This is a genomic window from Rhodococcus sp. NPDC019647, assembly GCF_044389235.1.
Classification (GTDB): domain Bacteria; phylum Actinomycetota; class Actinomycetes; order Mycobacteriales; family Mycobacteriaceae; genus Rhodococcus_F; species Rhodococcus_F oxybenzonivorans.
Genome location: NZ_JBIRXS010000016.1, coordinates 70,416 through 87,187, shown reverse-complemented (window position 1 = coordinate 87,187; position 16,772 = coordinate 70,416). Strand labels below are relative to the sequence as shown.

General features: G+C 66.9%; 14 protein-coding genes and 1 riboswitch. Of the genes, 12 read left to right on the top strand and 2 right to left on the bottom strand.

Features of this window, described 5'->3' with window-relative positions; all coding sequences use genetic code 11:
- Positions 1 to 67 precede the first annotated feature (67 nt).
- From ACH49N_RS24800 to ACH49N_RS24780, 5 genes are all read left to right on the top strand, one after another.
- Complete coding sequence (locus ACH49N_RS24800) at positions 68 to 844, top strand: alpha/beta hydrolase (protein WP_358275163.1); 777 nt, start codon at positions 68 to 70, stop codon at positions 842 to 844.
- 144 nt (positions 845 to 988) lie between these two features.
- Complete coding sequence (locus tag ACH49N_RS24795; protein WP_358275164.1) at positions 989 to 1,963, top strand: R2-like ligand-binding oxidase; 975 nt, start codon at positions 989 to 991, stop codon at positions 1,961 to 1,963.
- Positions 1,964 to 2,018: 55 nt separating this feature from the next.
- Complete coding sequence (locus ACH49N_RS24790; protein WP_358275166.1) at positions 2,019 to 2,522, top strand: hypothetical protein; 504 nt, start codon at positions 2,019 to 2,021, stop codon at positions 2,520 to 2,522.
- 10 nt (positions 2,523 to 2,532) lie between these two features.
- Positions 2,533 to 3,111: a YdeI/OmpD-associated family protein gene (locus ACH49N_RS24785; protein WP_358275168.1), complete on the top strand. Its 579-nt coding sequence runs from the start codon at positions 2,533 to 2,535 to the stop codon at positions 3,109 to 3,111.
- 29 nt (positions 3,112 to 3,140) lie between these two features.
- Positions 3,141 to 4,019, top strand: coding sequence for a sucrase ferredoxin (locus tag ACH49N_RS24780; protein ID WP_358275169.1), 879 nt, complete (start codon positions 3,141 to 3,143; stop codon positions 4,017 to 4,019).
- A 10-nt stretch (positions 4,020 to 4,029) separates the two neighbouring features.
- Here the strand turns inward: ACH49N_RS24780 and ACH49N_RS24775 are convergent, their stop codons facing one another.
- Positions 4,030 to 6,024 carry an SDR family oxidoreductase gene (locus tag ACH49N_RS24775; RefSeq protein ID WP_358275171.1) on the bottom strand — a complete coding sequence of 665 codons (1,995 nt, stop codon included), beginning with the start codon at positions 6,022 to 6,024 and terminating at the stop codon, positions 4,030 to 4,032.
- A 32-nt stretch (positions 6,025 to 6,056) separates the two neighbouring features.
- On the bottom strand, positions 6,057 to 8,177 hold the full coding sequence (locus tag ACH49N_RS24770; protein ID WP_317767775.1) for an MMPL family transporter: 2,121 nt from the start codon (positions 8,175 to 8,177) through the stop codon (positions 6,057 to 6,059).
- Positions 8,178 to 8,266: 89 nt separating this feature from the next.
- Positions 8,267 to 8,411, top strand: a riboswitch (cobalamin riboswitch).
- Between the two features lie 106 nt (positions 8,412 to 8,517).
- Between ACH49N_RS24770 and ACH49N_RS24765 the strand changes: the two genes are divergently transcribed.
- From ACH49N_RS24765 to ACH49N_RS24735, 7 genes are all read left to right on the top strand, one after another.
- Positions 8,518 to 9,513: an ABC transporter substrate-binding protein gene (locus tag ACH49N_RS24765; RefSeq protein WP_358275173.1), complete on the top strand. Its 996-nt coding sequence runs from the start codon at positions 8,518 to 8,520 to the stop codon at positions 9,511 to 9,513.
- A complete protein-coding gene (locus tag ACH49N_RS24760) occupies positions 9,510 to 10,595 on the top strand; it encodes an iron ABC transporter permease (protein ID WP_358275175.1) in 1,086 nt (361 codons plus the stop codon). Before ACH49N_RS24765 ends, ACH49N_RS24760 begins: the two co-directional genes overlap by 4 nt.
- Positions 10,592 to 11,368 (top strand): ABC transporter ATP-binding protein, encoded by a 777-nt coding sequence (locus ACH49N_RS24755; protein WP_358275247.1) that lies wholly within the window; start codon positions 10,592 to 10,594, stop codon positions 11,366 to 11,368. Before ACH49N_RS24760 ends, ACH49N_RS24755 begins: the two co-directional genes overlap by 4 nt.
- A complete protein-coding gene (locus ACH49N_RS24750) occupies positions 11,361 to 12,092 on the top strand; it encodes a (2Fe-2S)-binding protein (protein ID WP_317767771.1) in 732 nt (243 codons plus the stop codon). The genes ACH49N_RS24755 and ACH49N_RS24750 overlap by 8 nt, the downstream gene beginning before the upstream one ends.
- Positions 12,093 to 12,233: 141 nt before the next feature.
- Positions 12,234 to 15,488, top strand: coding sequence for an error-prone DNA polymerase (locus ACH49N_RS24745; protein ID WP_358275177.1), 3,255 nt, complete (start codon positions 12,234 to 12,236; stop codon positions 15,486 to 15,488).
- Positions 15,489 to 15,566: 78 nt separating this feature from the next.
- Entirely contained in the window at positions 15,567 to 16,454 is an 888-nt protein-coding gene (locus tag ACH49N_RS24740; protein WP_358275178.1) for a DUF4349 domain-containing protein, read from the top strand.
- Positions 16,451 to 16,756 carry a rhodanese-like domain-containing protein gene (locus ACH49N_RS24735; protein ID WP_159925735.1) on the top strand — a complete coding sequence of 102 codons (306 nt, stop codon included), beginning with the start codon at positions 16,451 to 16,453 and terminating at the stop codon, positions 16,754 to 16,756. Before ACH49N_RS24740 ends, ACH49N_RS24735 begins: the two co-directional genes overlap by 4 nt.
- Positions 16,757 to 16,772: the final 16 nt, after the last annotated feature.

The following is a 16,772-nucleotide window of genomic DNA, read 5'->3' as shown; positions in this document are numbered from 1 at the left end:
CAGACCGCCCGTACGGCTCGGGAGGTCAGGGCGGGCCGGCGCGACCGTCCGCTTAGGCTTACTCCTCGTGGAGACGAGCAGGACGACCGCGACCCGCACCGGTGTCGCCCTCGCGTACCGCGACAGCGGAGTGCGCAGTGGCCCGGCCGCTCATCTCGTGCCCGTGGTTCTCGTGCACGGAATGGGCGGTGACGGCAGAACGTGGGATCGGTTCATGCGGGCGCTGGTCTCCCGCGGGCGCCGGGTCGTCGTGCTCGACCTACGGGGACACGGTCGCAGTGCCCGCGCTGCGTCGTACCTGTTCGAAGAATTCGGTTCCGATGTGGTGGAAGTGTGCGACAACCTGGGCCTGTCGCAGGTCGATCTCGTCGGTCATTCGCTCGGCGGTCATGCCGCCTCACTCGCCGCCCAGACCCGCCCCGAGCTGGTGCGGCGGTTGGTCATCGAGGAGGCCCCACTTCCGCTGCGGCCCGGTGACCCGGAGCAGGTCTTCTCGAACAGGCTGCCGTCCCTGCCGGAGCTGTGGCATGCGACGACGAGCCTGATCCGGCACCCGCGGGCCGTGTTCGCCTTCGACCGGTCGATGACACGCTCGGCGCTCGAGCAGTTCCGCCGACCGGACCCGTTGTGGTGGGACCAGCTGCCACGGATCGAGGCGGACACACTGATCCTGCGCGGCGGTCCCGGCGGGATGGTGGATGCCCGTCGACTCGAATCCGCAGTCGCCGCGATACCGAGATGCCGGGTGGTGGTTTTCCCCGGGGGACACAGCATTCACCGTGATCGGTACGACGAGTTCGAGGCGGCGGCGATGCCGTTCCTGATGGAGTCCGAGCCGAACTGAGCGTGCGCTGTTCACCGTCGGCCGGATTCAGACAAAAGTCCGCAAATGTAAACCCGCAGCGGCCTGGGCAGGACTAGCGTGGAGTAGAAGCGGGGGCTCGGACCCGGCTGCACAGGTATTTGTACATCGGGAAGAAGGCACGAGATGTCGACGATCACACCCGGACGACCGTACGCACCCGGCAGGGAGGGGTTCAGTTCGCTCCGCTCCGGCGGCCTGAACTGGGACGCCTTTCCGCTGCGACTGTTCACCAAGGGGAATGCCAAGTTCTGGAATCCCGTCGAGCTCGATTTCAGCCGGGATGCGCAGGACTGGGAGGAGTTGAACAGCGAGCAGCAGCGGAGCGCGACGTACCTGTGCGCGCAGTTCATCGCCGGTGAGGAGGCGGTCACCGAGGACATTCAGCCCTTCATGAAGGCGATGGCCGCAGAGGGCCGGTTCGGTGACGAGATGTACCTGACTCAGTTCTGTTTCGAAGAGGCCAAGCACACGCAGGTGTTCCGGTTGTGGATGGACGCGGTCGGGCTCACGCAGGACTTGCATCCGTTCGTCGCCGACAATCCGTACTACCGCCAATTGTTCTACGAGGAGCTTCCCGGATCTCTGGGCGTTCTCGAGACGGATCCGAGCCCCGCCAACCAGATTCGCGCCAGCGTCACCTATAACCACGTCATTGAGGGCAGTCTTGCGCTGACCGGGTACTACGCGTGGCAGAAGGTGTGCGCGACCCGCGGGATACTTCCCGGCATGCAGGATCTCGTCAAGCGGATCGGCGACGACGAACGTCGTCACATGGCCTGGGGAACCTTCACCTGCCGACGGCATGTCGCGGCCGACGACAACAATTGGAATGTGGTGCAGGAGCGGATGGCGGAGCTGATGCCGATGGCACTGGGCATGATCGATTGGGTCAACGCACAATTCGAGGTTCAGCCGTTCGGGCTCGACAACGACGAGTTCCTGGCCTACGCCGCGGACCGTGCGCAGCGTCGCCTCTCGGCGATCGAGTCGGCACGCGGCCGGCCGGTCGAGGAAATCGACCTCGACTACTCCCCGGAGGTGCTCGAGGAGCGGTTCGGCGAGGAGGACGCCAAGGCGCTGACCGAGACAGCAGGCTGACCGGACTCGGACGAAGGGACGATCAACCGTCGGGTATCCATGGGAGGATCTGGCCATGGCGCTCACCTCGCTCGACCGCAAACTCCTCGGCTGGTCTGCCGCGTTCGTGATCTCACAGGCGAATATCGCCCGACTGCTCGGTCCTGCTGCCCCCCGGGTGGCCGAGATTCAGACGGCGCGATCCGCCCGGGACTACACCGCGATCCTCGACGGCATGGACGCCACCGAGACCGCGCGATATCGGAGTCATTACTACCCCGACTTCATCCATCCCGCCATCTACGCCGTCGCTCTGCGTACGGGTGCGCGACGGCTGGCGGAGTTGACGCCGTTGTCGCCCACCACGCGCAAGATGCTGGCGGCTGCGCCGGTCGTAGCCGCGGCCGGTGACTACGTCGAAAATGTCGTCGGCCTGCATCTGCTGACACATCGGGAGCACATCACCGATGCCACCGTCCGCGCCACCTCCGCGGTCAGCATCACCAAGTGGGTGCTGGCCCTCGGCTCGCTTGCGTATCTGTCGCAGGGTTTCGTGCGGGTGTGGGCACGGGGCCGATAGATACCGGCGCATGGGTGCAGCAGAGTTGCCGGTCGAGTACTTCACCGGGCAGATCGAATTCCGCCACTGGCTCGCGGTTCATCACGCCACCTCACCCGGAATCTGGCTGAAGATGGCGAAGAAGGGATCGGCCCACTCGTCGATCACCTACGACCAGGCACTCGAGGTGGCGTTGTGTTACGGCTGGATCGACAGCCAAGTCCGCCGGGTCGACGAAAATTTCTATGTCCAACGGTTCACCCCACGATCGGCGCGCAGTCCGTGGTCGAAACGCAACCGCGAATATGCCGAGAAACTGGAAGCCGCCGGGGCCCTCGAGGCTGCCGGAGCGGCGGAAGTGGAGAAGGCCAGAGCCGACGGGCGGTGGGACCGTGCCTATGCCGGACAGAAGACGGCTGAAATTCCGGAGGACTTCCTTGCCGCCCTCGCACAGAATCCGGAGGCCGAGGCGTTCTTTGCGACGCTGAACAGCCACAACCGCTACGCGGTCATTTACCGGTTGCAGGACGCGAAACGTCCGGAGACGCGTGCCCGGCGCATCGAAAAGTTCGTTCAGCAGTTGTCGGAACGGCGCAAGTTCCACGACTGAGCGAAAAATCGGCCTGACACAATGGCCTCGTGAACGACACGATCACCACTACCGCCTGCTCCGCGCTGTCCGCCGTCGACGAACCCCTGCCGGGAACGGCTGCGCACGTCACGGGCTGGGTGTGTCTCGAACACCCGGGTGCGTGGGGCCGGGACGTGGTGGACGGCACCGCGCTGGGCAGCGAACTCGCCGGGGAACTCGACGCCCGTGCGAAGGCGGCCGGAGTACGGTTCATGTTCATCCGCCGGCCGGGACGAAGCACGACCGATCCGGCGAAGCGCACAGTTCTCCTTGCACACTCGCACCCCGCGTCGGCCTGGTGTGAACGCCTGGACATCGGCAGTCCAGCCGACCTCCTCGACCTCGACCTCGGTGCGGTCGCCGGTCCGGCTCCGCGGTGGGGGGAGCCGGTCGCGGAGCCGGTGGTGCTGGTGTGCGCGCACGGTAAACGGGATCAGTGCTGTGCCGTCCTGGGACGGCCCATCGCCGCCCGGCTGTCCACAGAGTTCGGCGACACCGTGTGGGAATGCTCGCACACGGGAGGACACCGGTTCGCGCCGTCGATGATTCTGCTGCCCACCGGATATACGTACGGCCGGCTCTCTGCGGAACAGAGCGCCGAGGCGGTGCGCGCCGCCGCCCGGGACGAGGTGTACGCGCAGGGACTACGGGGACGAAGCTGCTGGGACGAGCGGGGCCAGGTTGCCGAACTCGCGGTCCGGGAACTGGTGACCGCGGGCCCGAACGAGCTGGCGGTGGACGGGGCGTCGGTGGTCACCCACATCGACGGACGCCGGTGGTCCGTCGATGTCGAGGAGCGGGAACTCGCGCCCAGGCCGCCCAGTTGTGGAGCCGCACCGAAACCGGTTCGTCCCGTCGTCGCCACCGGGGTACGCCCGCTGGCCTGACCGAGAGCGCTCACCAATGGGCGCCAGGTACCAGCCTTCCGACCTTGCGGGCAGCGCGTCCCCACGGTGTCGACCTGTGCGCGCGTACCCCGTCGGTTCGTGGAGGTCCGGGTGTCCTCTCGGTGACGCTCTGTCCCTTGGCCGCCGGCGAGTCGGGGAACATGCGATACATCTGATGCATCACCCTGTCTTTGACGGCAGGCGCGAACATACTGCCGAGTTCGCCGAGAGTGCCGCTGGGGACATCGATGCGCTTCGGCCGCTCGACCAGGGCCCGGACCACCATGGCCGCCGCCTTCTCCGGTGAGGTGATGGGTCCGACGTTGTAGTTGCCGGTCGGTGCGATCATCGGCGTCTCGACGAGTGGCATGTGGATGGTGGTGTACGTGATGCCGTCCGACAGTGTTTCAGCGGCCGCGACATCGGTGAACCCGTCGAGCGCCGCCTTGCTGGCGACGTAGGCGGCGAATCGCGGTGTTGCCCCCTGGACCCCGGCGCTGCTGATGTTGACGATGTGCCCGAACCGGCGTTCACGCATCTGCGGAAGGAACGCGAGGACGAGTCGGACGGCACCGAAGTAGTTGACGGCCATCGTGCGTTCGAAGTCGTGGAACCGCTCGGTCGAGCGGTAGAGGCCCCGCCGGATCGACCGGCCGGCATTGTTGACCAGCATGTCCACGTGACCGTGCTCGGTGAGGATCGCGGCGACCGTGCGTTCGACCGACGTCTCGTCGGTGATGTCGCACGGATATCCGAACGCCGCACCGCCCGCCGCGCGAATCTCCGCGACCACGGCATCGAGTTCCTCGGTACGTCTCGCGAGGAGAAGAACTTTCGCGCCCTTGCGGGCCACGGCGATCGCCGCGCTGCGACCGATCCCGGAGGAGGCCCCGGTGATGACGACGTGCCGTCCCACGAGCGGCCCGCCGGGATGGGAGCGGCGGGCCCGATGGGGATCGAGATGGTTCTGCCAGTAGGTCCACAGCGCCTTCGTGTAGGAGGCGAAGGGCGGAACCTCGATTCCCTTACCCTGCAGAGCCTTTCGCGTTTCTTCGTTGACGAAGACGGTAGGCAGCGTCATGTTCGCCACGAGCACGGGCGGGATGCCGAGCCCCTCGAGGACCAACTTGCGGCCCGTGTCGAGAGTCGAGTCCGGGGTGGGTGCCAGAAAGGGGCGGACCAGTCCGCCGGGCAGGCTCGCCGCCGGGCGCGGGGCACCGGCGGCCTTGGCGAGCCCCGCGTAGATCTCGCGGACCGGCTGCGGGCGCGGATTGACCAAGTGGAACACCTGACCGTCGCGGTCCGGTGCCGACATCAGCTCCACGATGGCCGCCGCCACATAGTCCACGGGAACGACGTTGGTCGATCCGATGTCGGGGACAGCCACCGGGAGTGCGGCCGGGAGCTTGGCGAGAGTCGAGATGGCGGGGAACAGGTAGTACGGTCCGTCGATCTTGTCCATCTCACCGGTGACCGAACTGCCGACCACCACGGCCGGGCGGTAGATCCGCCAGCGCAGTCCCACGCTGTCTCGAACGATCTTCTCCGCCTCGAACTTGGTGCGGTGGTATGGCGTCGGAAAACTCTGTCCCCGATTGAAATCCGACTCGGCGAAGGTGCCCGCGTAATCGCCCGCGACCGCAATCGACGACACGTGATGAAGGGTTGCGCCCAGCTCTGTCGCGAGGGCGGCCACCGCGCGCGTGCCGTCGACATTGGTCGACGCCTGCTCGTCGCCGACGGTGAGGTCGTAGATCGCGCCGAGGTGCAGAACGTGCTGGGCCGCCGGCACCGCGGCGAGGCCGAGGCCGGGCTCGGTCAGGTCGCCGATCAGCGGATGCACACGATCGCCGCCGAGCATGCTTTCGGTGAGGGCGTCGAGTTTGGTGAGCGAGGAGGGGCGGACGAGGACGTGTATCTCTGCTGTGTCATCGCGGTCGAGGATCAGAGGCAGGACGTGTCGACCCAGAAATCCGGTTCCGCCCGTGACGAGGTAGGTGGCCATTCCCCGAACTTACTCCGAAGTAAGATGATGCACTAGTGACGGATTCCGACCTTGGAATGGACCTTCGTCATCCACGCCGGAGCCCACCAGTTGGCCGGACCCATCAGCTTCACCAGCGACGGCACGAGCAACATGCGCACCACGGTGGCGTCCACGAGCAGCGCCACGATCATGCCCACTCCGAGGAACCGCATGATCGACAGGCCGGACACGGTAAATGCTCCGGTGACCACGACGAGCAGCAGAGCGGCCGCGGTCACGATCCGCCCCGTGCGCTCCGTTCCGAAGCGCACCGCTTCCTCCGTGGTCGCCCCCGCCGCGTGCGCCTCCACCATCCGTGACATCAGGAACACCTCGTAGTCGGTGGACAAGCCGAACACGACCGCGAGGATCAGGACGACGAACGTCGCCTCGAGCGGCGCCGGACTGACCCCGAGCAGGCTCGCGCCGTGACCGAGCTGGAAGATCCAGGTCAGGACGCCGAAGGTGGCGGCCAGGCTCAGTCCCGCCATGGCCACCGCCTTGAGCGGCAGGACCACCGAGCCGAACGCCAGGAACAGCAGCACCAGCGTCGACAGCACCATGATCGCCACCATCGCGGGCAACCAGCGGACGATCGCCGCGTTGCTGTCGTCGACGGTGGCCTGTCCACCGCCGACGAGGAGTTCGGTCCCTTCCGGTACTGCGATGTCGCGCAGGGCCGCGACCGCACCACTCTGGTCGTCGCTGTCGACGCCCTCCGCGTATACCGCCTGGACGGCGACCAGTTCACCGTTCGACGCCACGACAGTGGCCGCACCGATGCCCTCCACCTGTCCGGCCTGTTCGGCGACGGCGGCACCGTCCGCGGCAGTCGGTCTGCTGCCGTCCGTGCCTCGCAGAATCAGGGTGGCTCCGTTGCCCGTCGTCGGGAACTCCTGGGTGAGTGTGTCGGTGGCGATGCGCGCAGGGTCGTCCTCGGGCAGCGCGGTGTACGTGACCTCTCCGAGGGAGGCGCTGAGCAGGGGAGCTGCCAGAAGGAGAAGTCCGGCGACGATTCCGACCGCGATCGCGGCCGGCCTGCGCATCACCCACGTGACGACGGACCCCCAGAACGTGCGGGCCCGCGCTTCGCTGCGCTGGGCTGCGTCCTTGCGCCAGCTCCCTGCGTTGATGCGCGGGCCGAGGATCGCGAGGAGAGCCGGGACGGCGGTCAGGGACAGCAGCGCCGCACTCGCGACCGCGGCCATGGCACCGAATCCCAGCGATGCGATGACGTCCTGGGGAAACACGAGCATGCCCGAGAAGGCGCACACCAGCAGCAGTCCGGAGAACAGAACAGTGCGGCCGGCCGTGAGCACGGTGCGCCGGGTGGCCTCGGCAGTGTCGGCGCCCGACTCCAGTTCTTCACGGAAACGTCCGACGACGAAGAGCCCGTAGTCGATGGCCAACCCGAGACCGAGCAGAGAGGCGACATTGATCGCGAAGGAGTTGACGTCGGTGAACAGGGTGAGCACCCGAAGGGTGGCCAGCGCGCTGAAAATGGAGAGCAGTCCGACGAAGACGGGTACGGCCGCGGCGACCACGCCGCCGAAGAGGAAGACCAGCAGGACCAGTGTGATGGGAAGCGCAATCGCCTCCGCCAGCACCAGATCCTGCTGGAGCCGGTTGTTGAAAGCCACACCCACCACCGAGTTGCCCGCGAACTCGGTGTCGATGCCCTCGACCTCGAGCTTGGGGAGCAGACGGTCGAAGGCGGCCACCGTGATTCCGGCTTCGGGGTCGACGGTGACCGCGGCCGACGCCTTGGTGCCGTCCTCCGACACCATCCGTTGCTTCGTCGTGGTGTCCGCGGACCAGTATGAGGTGATCTTGTGTGTGGGGACCTCGGCGGCGAACCGCTCGAGATCGGCGGTCACCTCGGGACCGATGTCGTCGAGCGTTCTCCCTTCGGGCGCGGTGTAGACGACGATGATGTCCGCGGTCTGCGGACCCAGGTTGGCCTCGACGATCCTCGCCACTTCAGCGGACTCGCTGCCCGGGTCGGTGTAGCCGCCCGAGCCCAGTTTCGCGAACACCCCCGTACCCCAGACGCCGCTCACCAGTACGGCGGCCACGGCAAGCACCAGAATCCACCATCGCCGGGAAACAACGGTCGAGGCCCAACGTGTCATGCGTCATCTCCGGGTCGTGGTCGGCATTGTGCGACTGCCGACTGTAGTGCGCGTGCTGCGGTGAGCGGCGGTGGTGTGATCCGGCTCCCGCGCCATGATGCATACTCGGATGTGCACGTGCAGCCACACACATGGGGGAAGCCGGTCCGAATCCGGCGCTGACCCGCAACGGTGGGCCATCGGAGTATTTTCCGGTGGCGAGCCCGATTACCCGGTGTGTGGTGTGCGACATCCATTCGTCGTGGTCTACGAAGCGGAGTCCCGCAGGCGCACCGCGACTCCGGTCGTGAAGTGACCTGCACGACTTTCATTCGTGGCTCTGAGCCGCAATGAGGTTTACATGCACCGTCCGTTGTTCCGAAGGTCCGGATTGCTCACCGCCGCCGTGGCAGTGCTGCTCGCTGCCGCCTGCTCGCGTGGGGAACCTGGCTCGGGCACTACTTCCGCCGAGTCGTTCACCGCCGCGGTGACGATCACCAACTGTTCGCTCGCGCAGAGCTTCGATGCACCACCCCAGCGCATCGTCAGCATGAACGATCATGTCACCGAGGTTCTGATCGAGATGGGTGTCGGCGACCGTATCGTCGGCACCGGGTACGGCGACGCCACCCCGCTACCCCCATTCGCCGAGGAATTCGCGAAGATCCCGCATCGGTCGAAGGAGTATCCGACGCGAAAGCAGTTGCTCGACCTCGAGCCAGACCTGGTGGTGGGGGGAATGCGGAGCGCATTCGACGAGAAGGAGGGGCGGTCGCGAGAGTTCCTCGCCGAGCACGGCATTCCCACGTTCCTGTTCTCCGAGTACTGCGGGCAGGGCTTCCCCGACATCGCCCTGATGCGGGACGACTTCACACAGCTGGGCGAAATCCTCGCAGTTCCAGACAGGGCGCGTGCGATCAGCGACCGAGTGACGTCCGGATTGCAGTCCGTGCACGCGACACTTGCGGGCAGTACCGCCGTCCCGGTGTTCTTCTACGATTCCGGCGAGGACGTCCCGCTGACTGTCGGCGGTGTCGGAATCGGTCAGCTCATCGCGGACCATGCGGGTGCCGCGAACATCTTCTCCGAGGGGCAGAAACCGTTTTCGACGGCCACCTGGGAGATTGTCGGAGAACGCAGTCCCGAGGTGATCGTCGTCCTCGACTACGGCGCGACGAGTGCGCAACACAAGATCGACTTCCTGACTGCACACCCGATCATGTCGGCGACCCCTGCCGTAAAGGCAGGCCGCTTCGTCGTCGTACCGCTCGACGACTTCTTCGAGAGCCCCCGCCTGGTGCGGTCGGTCGAGACCATCGCGCGCGCCGTCCATCCCGGCGCCTTCTCCGCGCGATGACGGCGCTCACCGAACGGACCGAGGTGCGCCCATCCTCGCGGTCGGCTCGTTCCCCTCTCGGATTTGCCGGGCTGATCGTACTTCTGGTGCTGACCACGCTGTTCGTGATCGGGCTCGCCGTGTCGTTCGGTTCGGTGCGGATACCGGTGGGTGACGTCTGGGCCATCGTGGTGAACCGGTTGCTGCCCGGTGTGTTCGACGTCTGGTGGTCGCAGGCACGGGAATCCATCGTCGTCGGTTCTCGTCTGCCGCGGGCATTGACCGCGGCGACGGTGGGCGCCGCGCTGGCACTGTCCGGTGCGGTGGCGCAGCTCGTGACCCGCAATCCGCTGGCCGACCCATACCTGCTCGGCGTGTCCTCGGGTGCCGGTTTCGGTGTCGTGATCGTGACGGTGCTCGGGTTCGGCGCCGGAATGCTCGGGGTCTTCACCGTTCCCGTGGCGGCGTTCGTCGGCGCGATGGTGCCGTTGTTCCTGTCGTTGGCAATCGGCGGACGGTATCCGCAACCTACTGCGATCATCCTCGTCGGTGTCGCGCTGGCACAGGTCTTCTCGGCACTGATCACCTTCTCGCTCCTCGTGCTCGCCGACGAACGGCAACTCGGTTCGGTGATGCATTGGCTCGCAGGCGGATTCGGTGACGCGCGCTGGTCGACGATGATCTTTCCCGTATCGGCGCTCGCGACGGTCGGCACTGCCATGCTGTGGAGTGCCCGCCGGATCGACGTACTGCAGACCGGGGACGACGGAGCGACCGCGCTCGGCATGAACGTGCCCCGCTTCCGGATCGTCCACCTGCTGGGAGTGTCACTACTGGCCGGCGCTGCAGTCTCGGTCGCAGGGGGTATCGGCTTCATCGGCCTCCTCGTGCCACACCTGGCCGGCTACGTCGTCGGTATCCGCGCCGCCCGGTTGCTACCGGTCGCCGCGCTGCTCGGTGCGATCGCCATGGTGGGAGCCGACACCGCGGCACGGTCGATCTCGTCGAGCCTCGAGGTGCCTGTCGGTGTCGTCACTGCGCTCGTCGGCGCCCCGCTGTTCGTGTGGATGCTGCAGCGCCGGTACCGGCGGGCCGAACGATGACCGGGCTGGGCGTGCAAGGACTCCGGGCCAAACTCGGCTCACGCGACGTGCTGCACGGGGTCGACTTCGCTGTCCGGCCAGGCGAGATGCTCGGTCTGGTAGGGCCCAACGGGTCCGGCAAGACGACGGCGCTGCGCTGCTGCTACCGCGCGGTGTCCGCCACCGCGGGCGCCGTCGTCGTCGGCGGGGTGAACGTTGCCGACCTGGCGCGGCGACAACTCGCCCGCACGGTCGGGGCGGTTCCGCAGGAGCCGCAGTCGTCGGCGGGGGTGACGGTGCGCGAGTCGGTGTCGCTGGGCCGGATTCCCCACCAGGGTTGGTTCGAGCGCGACAGCGCCGCCGACCGCGAGATCGTCGAGAGGTGCCTGCAGCAGGTGGGGTTGGCGGAACTCGCTGGGCGCGACGTGCAGGCGCTCTCGGGAGGTGAACGTCAACGGGTGGCGATCGCGCGGGCGCTCACGCAGCAACCGCGCGTCCTGCTCCTCGACGAACCCACCAATCACCTCGACCTTCGTCATCAGCTCATCCTGATGGAATTGCTGCGCGATCTCGCCGCCGGCGGACTCGCACTCGTGGTGACCATGCACGATCTCAGGCTGGCGGTGCAGTACTGCGACACGCTGGCGGTGATGCAGCATGGACGGGTGATCACCGCCGGCCCACCACCCGATGTCCTCGACGACACGGTGCTGGGCGAGGTGTTCGGAATCCGCGCCGTTGTGCGGTCGGGGCCGAGGCGGTCGATGGACATTCTGGGGTTGGCCGATGGATGAGCACCTGGCGCAGACGTACGCGCTGACCGCCCGTCGGGTTCCGCTGCTGGCCACCTGGACGGCGCTTCCCGACGGCCGCTCGTTTCCGGCAGCAGACATGGCAGACGCCGAGTGGATGGCCCACCGGCTTACGGACACCGCGCGCCGGTGGGGCAGTGGGAATCCCCGGGTCAACGGCACCCTGTGGTGGTATTCGGCCAGTTCCACCCTGACCGGGATCCCGATCGCGACGGCCCTCGTCGCCGGTGTCGCTGCCTGCCCTCGATTGGAGGGCGCCCGGGCGTTCCTGACCGCCGATGGATACCTCGGCGGTCTGACGGCATCATCGGTGCTGCCGGTGGCGGATCTGGCGTCGGAACTCGCCGGAACGTTGACCGTTCTCATCGACGCACTGGCCGAGGCGTCCGGGGTGCGGCGGGCAGTGTTGTGGGCGATCACCACCGATTCGATCGCCAACCGCGCGCTCGACGCCGGCGACGGCATCGGTGATCGTGTGAGAGGGAGCATGTTCGCCCGGCAGCTCGTCGACGCCATGCGTGCCGACGGGACGGTGCTGCCCCGGCCGCGGTTCGTCGACGTGCATGCCGGTGCGGTGACCCGCCGGTTCACGCAGCGGGCGTCGTGTTGCCTGATCTACGAGACCCCCGGGTCGGCCAAGTGTGTGAGCTGCCCGCGGAGGCCGGCCGAGGATCGTCTGAGTGGTCTGGCCGCGCTCGTGACCTGACTCCGGTGGCCCGCGTTGACCTGCCCGCGAGTGTGATGGCACACTGAGAGTGTTCGAACTCGCGTTCGAATGATGCGTCTTCCCCAGTGGCATCTTCCATGGTTTCGGCACGGCACGTGCGCGGCATGAAGAGGTGTAGTAGTGGGTTGGGGCAACGGTCCGCCGTCGTGGTCGGAGATGGAGCGGGTCCTGTCGGGCAGGCCCGGACGCGTCGACCCGCAGTCGCTGTATCCGGGCGACGGCAGCGACAGTCCGGCGTGGTCACGCAAGCGGGGAGAGTATCGGGCAGGCGAGCAGATACGTGCCGGCTCCACCGTCCCCTACGCCGAACTGCACGCGCATTCGGCGTTCAGCTTCCTCGACGGTGCCTCCCCGCCGGAGGAATTGGTGGAAGAGGCGGTCCGACTGGGTCTCGAGGCCATCGCGCTCACCGATCACGACGGGTTCTACGGTGTGGTCCGGTTCGCGGAGGCGGCGAAGGAATTGAACATGCGCACGGTGTTCGGTTCCGAGCTCACCGTGGGCGACGCCCATCTTCTGGTGCTCGCACGAGGGCAGGAGGGGTATCGCCGTCTGTCCCGGGAGATCGCGGCAGCGCACCTGGCAGGAGGAGAGAAAGGCAAAGTCCTCTACGACATGGACCGGCTCGCCGATGCGGCGGGAGGTCATTGGCAGATCCTGACCGGTTGCCGCAAGGGGCACGTGCGTCAGGCCTTGGCCCACGGCGGTCCGGACGCGGCGGCCCGCCGGTTGCGCGAGCTGATCGACCGGTTCGGGGCCGAGCGGGTCACGGTGGAACTCACACACCACGGCATTCCGGAGGACGGTGAACGCAACGACTGCCTCGCCGAACTCGCGCAGCAGCACGGCCTGGGTGTAATAGCCACCACTGCAGCACATTTCGCGGCTCCCCCGCGCCGGCGGCTGGCGATGGCGATGGCCGCGGTCCGGGGTCGCCGCAGCCTCGACGACGCGGCCGGACAGCTACCTCCGACGGGCGGATCCCACCTGCGTTCCGGCGAGGAGATGGCCCATCTCTTCGCCGCGTACCCGGAAGCGGTCAGCGGTGCGGCGAAACTCGGGCTGGAATGCGCCTTCGACCTCCGGCTCATCGCACCGCAGCTACCACCCTTCGACGTGCCCGACGGCCACACCGAGGCCAGTTGGTTGCGTCAGCTCACGATGGAAGGGGCGCGCCGCCGTTACGGTGCACCGGAGGACCACCCGCAGGCGTACCGGCAGATCGAGCACGAGCTCGACACCATCACGACGTTGAACTTTCCTGGCTACTTCCTGGTGGTCCACGACATCGTGTCGTTCTGCAAGAACAACGACATCCTCTGTCAGGGAAGGGGTTCGGCGGCCAACTCGGCGGTCTGCTACGCCATCGGCATCACCAACGTCGATCCTGTGCGCAACAAATTGTTGTTCGAACGTTTTCTCTCACCCGAACGCGACGGCCCGCCGGACATCGATGTCGACATCGAATCGGACCGCCGCGAAGAGGCCATCCAGCACGTCTACGCGAAGTACGGGCGGCAGTACGCGGCGCAGGTGGCCAACGTCATCACGTACCGGGGGAAGTCCTCGGTGCGGGACATGGCACGGGCCCTGGGCTTCTCGCAGGGCCAACAGGATGCGTGGAGCAAACAGGTCGATCGCTGGGGAGGTGTCGGAAAGGGGAAGGGCACCGACATACCCCCTGCCGTGCTCGAACTGGCGGCCCAGATCGAGGGATATCCACGGCATCTCGGCATCCACTCCGGCGGCATGGTGATCTGCGATCGGCCCATCGCCGACGTGTGCCCGGTGGAGTGGGCGCGCATGGAGAACCGCAGTGTCCTGCAATGGGACAAGGACGACTGCGCGGCGGTGGGTCTGGTGAAGTTCGACATGCTGGGACTCGGCATGCTCTCGGCCCTGCACTACATGATCGATCTGGTGGCCGAGCACAAAGGGATCGAAGTGGATCTTGCGCAACTGGACCTGTCCGAGGAGGCCGTCTACGACATGTTGCAGCGGGCCGACTCGGTCGGGGTGTTCCAGGTGGAGTCGCGGGCGCAGATGGCCACCCTCCCGAGGCTGAAGCCGCGGAATTTCTACGACCTGGTGGTGGAGGTGGCTCTCATCCGGCCCGGACCCATCCAGGGTGGTTCGGTGCATCCCTACATCCGCCGTCGCAACAAGCTCGAACCGGTCACCTACGACCACCCGTCGCTGGAGAAGGCACTCGAACGCACCCTGGGTGTGCCGTTGTTTCAGGAGCAGCTGATGCAGGTAGCGGTCGATGTCGCGGGGTTCACTCCGGCCGAGGCCGACCAGCTTCGCCGGGCCATGGGGTCCAAACGCTCGACGGAGAAGATGGAACAGCTGAAGGACCGGCTCTATCAGGGCATGCGGGACGTGCACGGAATCGGTGGCGACGTGGCCGACCGGATCTATGAGAAGCTGTACGCCTTCGCCAATTTCGGTTTTCCCGAGAGTCACTCGCAGAGCTTTGCGGCGCTGGTGTTCTATTCGTCGTGGTTCAAACTGCATCACCCGGCCGCATTCTGCGCAGGTCTGCTGCGGGCACAGCCGATGGGGTTCTACTCGCCGCAGTCGCTGGTGGCCGACGCCCGACGGCACGGGGTGCGGGTGCACGGTGCCGACATCAACGCCAGCCTCGCGCACGCCACCGTCGAGGCCGGGGGCCTGGAGGTGCGGCTCGGTCTCGGGGAGGTGCGGCACATCGGCACCGCACTGGCCGAGCGCATGGTCGAAGCCCGGAACGACGGGGGTCCGTTCACCTCCTTCCTCGATCTCACGGGCCGGGTGGAACTGAACACTGCCCAGGCCGAGTCGCTCGCCACTGCAGGGGCCCTCGACAGTTTCGGTATCACCCGGCGGGAGGCGTTGTGGGCCGCGGGCGCCGCGGCAGGGGAGCGGCGTGACCGGCTTCCCGGAATGGGGGCGTCCACTCGGGCGCCGACCCTGCCGGGAATGAGTGATCTCGAACTGGCGGCAGCGGATGTGTGGGCCACCGGAGTGTCCCCGGACACCTATCCCACCCAGTTCCTTCGCCCGCAACTCGATGCGCTCGGGGTGATTCCGGCAGCCCGGTTGCTGCAGATTCCCGACGGCGATCGGGTCCTGGTGGGCGGTGCCGTGACACACAGGCAACGCCCGGCGACTGCAGCCGGTGTCACGTTCATCAATCTCGAGGACGAGACCGGGATGGTCAATGTGGTGTGTTCGGTGGGGCTGTGGGCGAAGTACCGGAAGCTCGCGAACACTGCACCTGCGCTCCTGGTGCGGGGCAAGGTCCAAAATGCGGAGGGAGCCGTCACGGTGGTGGCGGATCGCCTGCAGTTGATGGACTTGCGGATGAAGGCCAAGTCCCGGGACTTCCGCTGAACGCGCTCGGTGATCGGGCGCGGGCGCATGTCGTCGTCGATCGTCACCGGGCCTTCGGCACACCGCTAGCATTCGGGCATGAAGAGATACGTTCTGTCGGCCATCGTCCTCATGTCGCTGGTGCTCGCGGGGTGTGGCGGATCCGACAGCGACTCTTCCCAGCCCGCGCCGGTGCCCGGCGACAGCAGGTCGCTGGAAGCCGGGGGTGCGCTGCAGGCGCCCGCGAAGGATCAGGCACCCACCGAACGGCAGGAAATCATCACCGGCCAGGTATCGATCACTGCCGACGACCCGGTTGCGGTGGGCAGGCAGATCGTCGACAAGGTCGATGCGGTGGGTGGTCGCGTCGATCAGCTCACCGAGCAGCCCGGCTCCGAGGATCAGGATGCCAGCAGTTCCCTCACCATCCGTGTGCCCGCCGACCACCTCACCCGCACGCTGGACGATCTGCGAGAACTCGGCAAGGTCACCAGCGTCAGCGTCACCAAGAGCGATGTGACGATGCAGTCGCAGGACCTCGATGCCCGGATCGGTGCATTGACAGCGTCGGTCACCCGGCTCCAGGGGCTCATCACGTCGGCTGCGAACACCGCCGACCTGATCGAAGCGGAGAGGGCACTGTCGGAGCGGCAGGGTGAACTGGACAGCCTGACCGCGCAGAAGCGGTTGCTCAGCGATCAGATCGCACTCGCCACCCTCACGATCGACGTCACCACCACTGACACGGAAAGACCGAGCTCTGGCCCCGACAACTTCTGGGAGGGTCTCGTCGCCGGGTGGCACGCTCTGCTGTCGGCGATCAAGGGTGGCGCGGTGGTCGTCGGAGCGCTGATTCCCTGGTTCGGTTTCGTGGCCGTCATCGCACTGGTCGTCTACGGCGCGTACCGTCTGCGCCGGATGTACAACACGCCGCGCCGGCCCACGACCGGTACGGCGCCGCAGAAAGAAGAGGCGAACACAGAATGATCGAAGTCGACCTGTCGGCGTTGGACGAGGCGTTGGCGTCAGGCGCCCCCGTCATCGACGTGCGTGAAGCCGACGAGTACGCGCAAGTGAGGGTGCCGGGCGTGACCCTCATCCCGTTGAGCGAGTTCGTCTCCCGGGTCGGGGAGATACCCGACGCCGATGTGGTGTACGTGATCTGTGCGGTCGGTGGGCGCAGCCTGCAGGCCGCTGAATACCTGAACGGTCGAGGAATCAACGCGGTGTCCGTCGCCGGCGGCACCTCGGCGTGGTTGCAGTCGGGACGACCTGTCGAAACCGGTTAGCGCACGCTCGACCAGC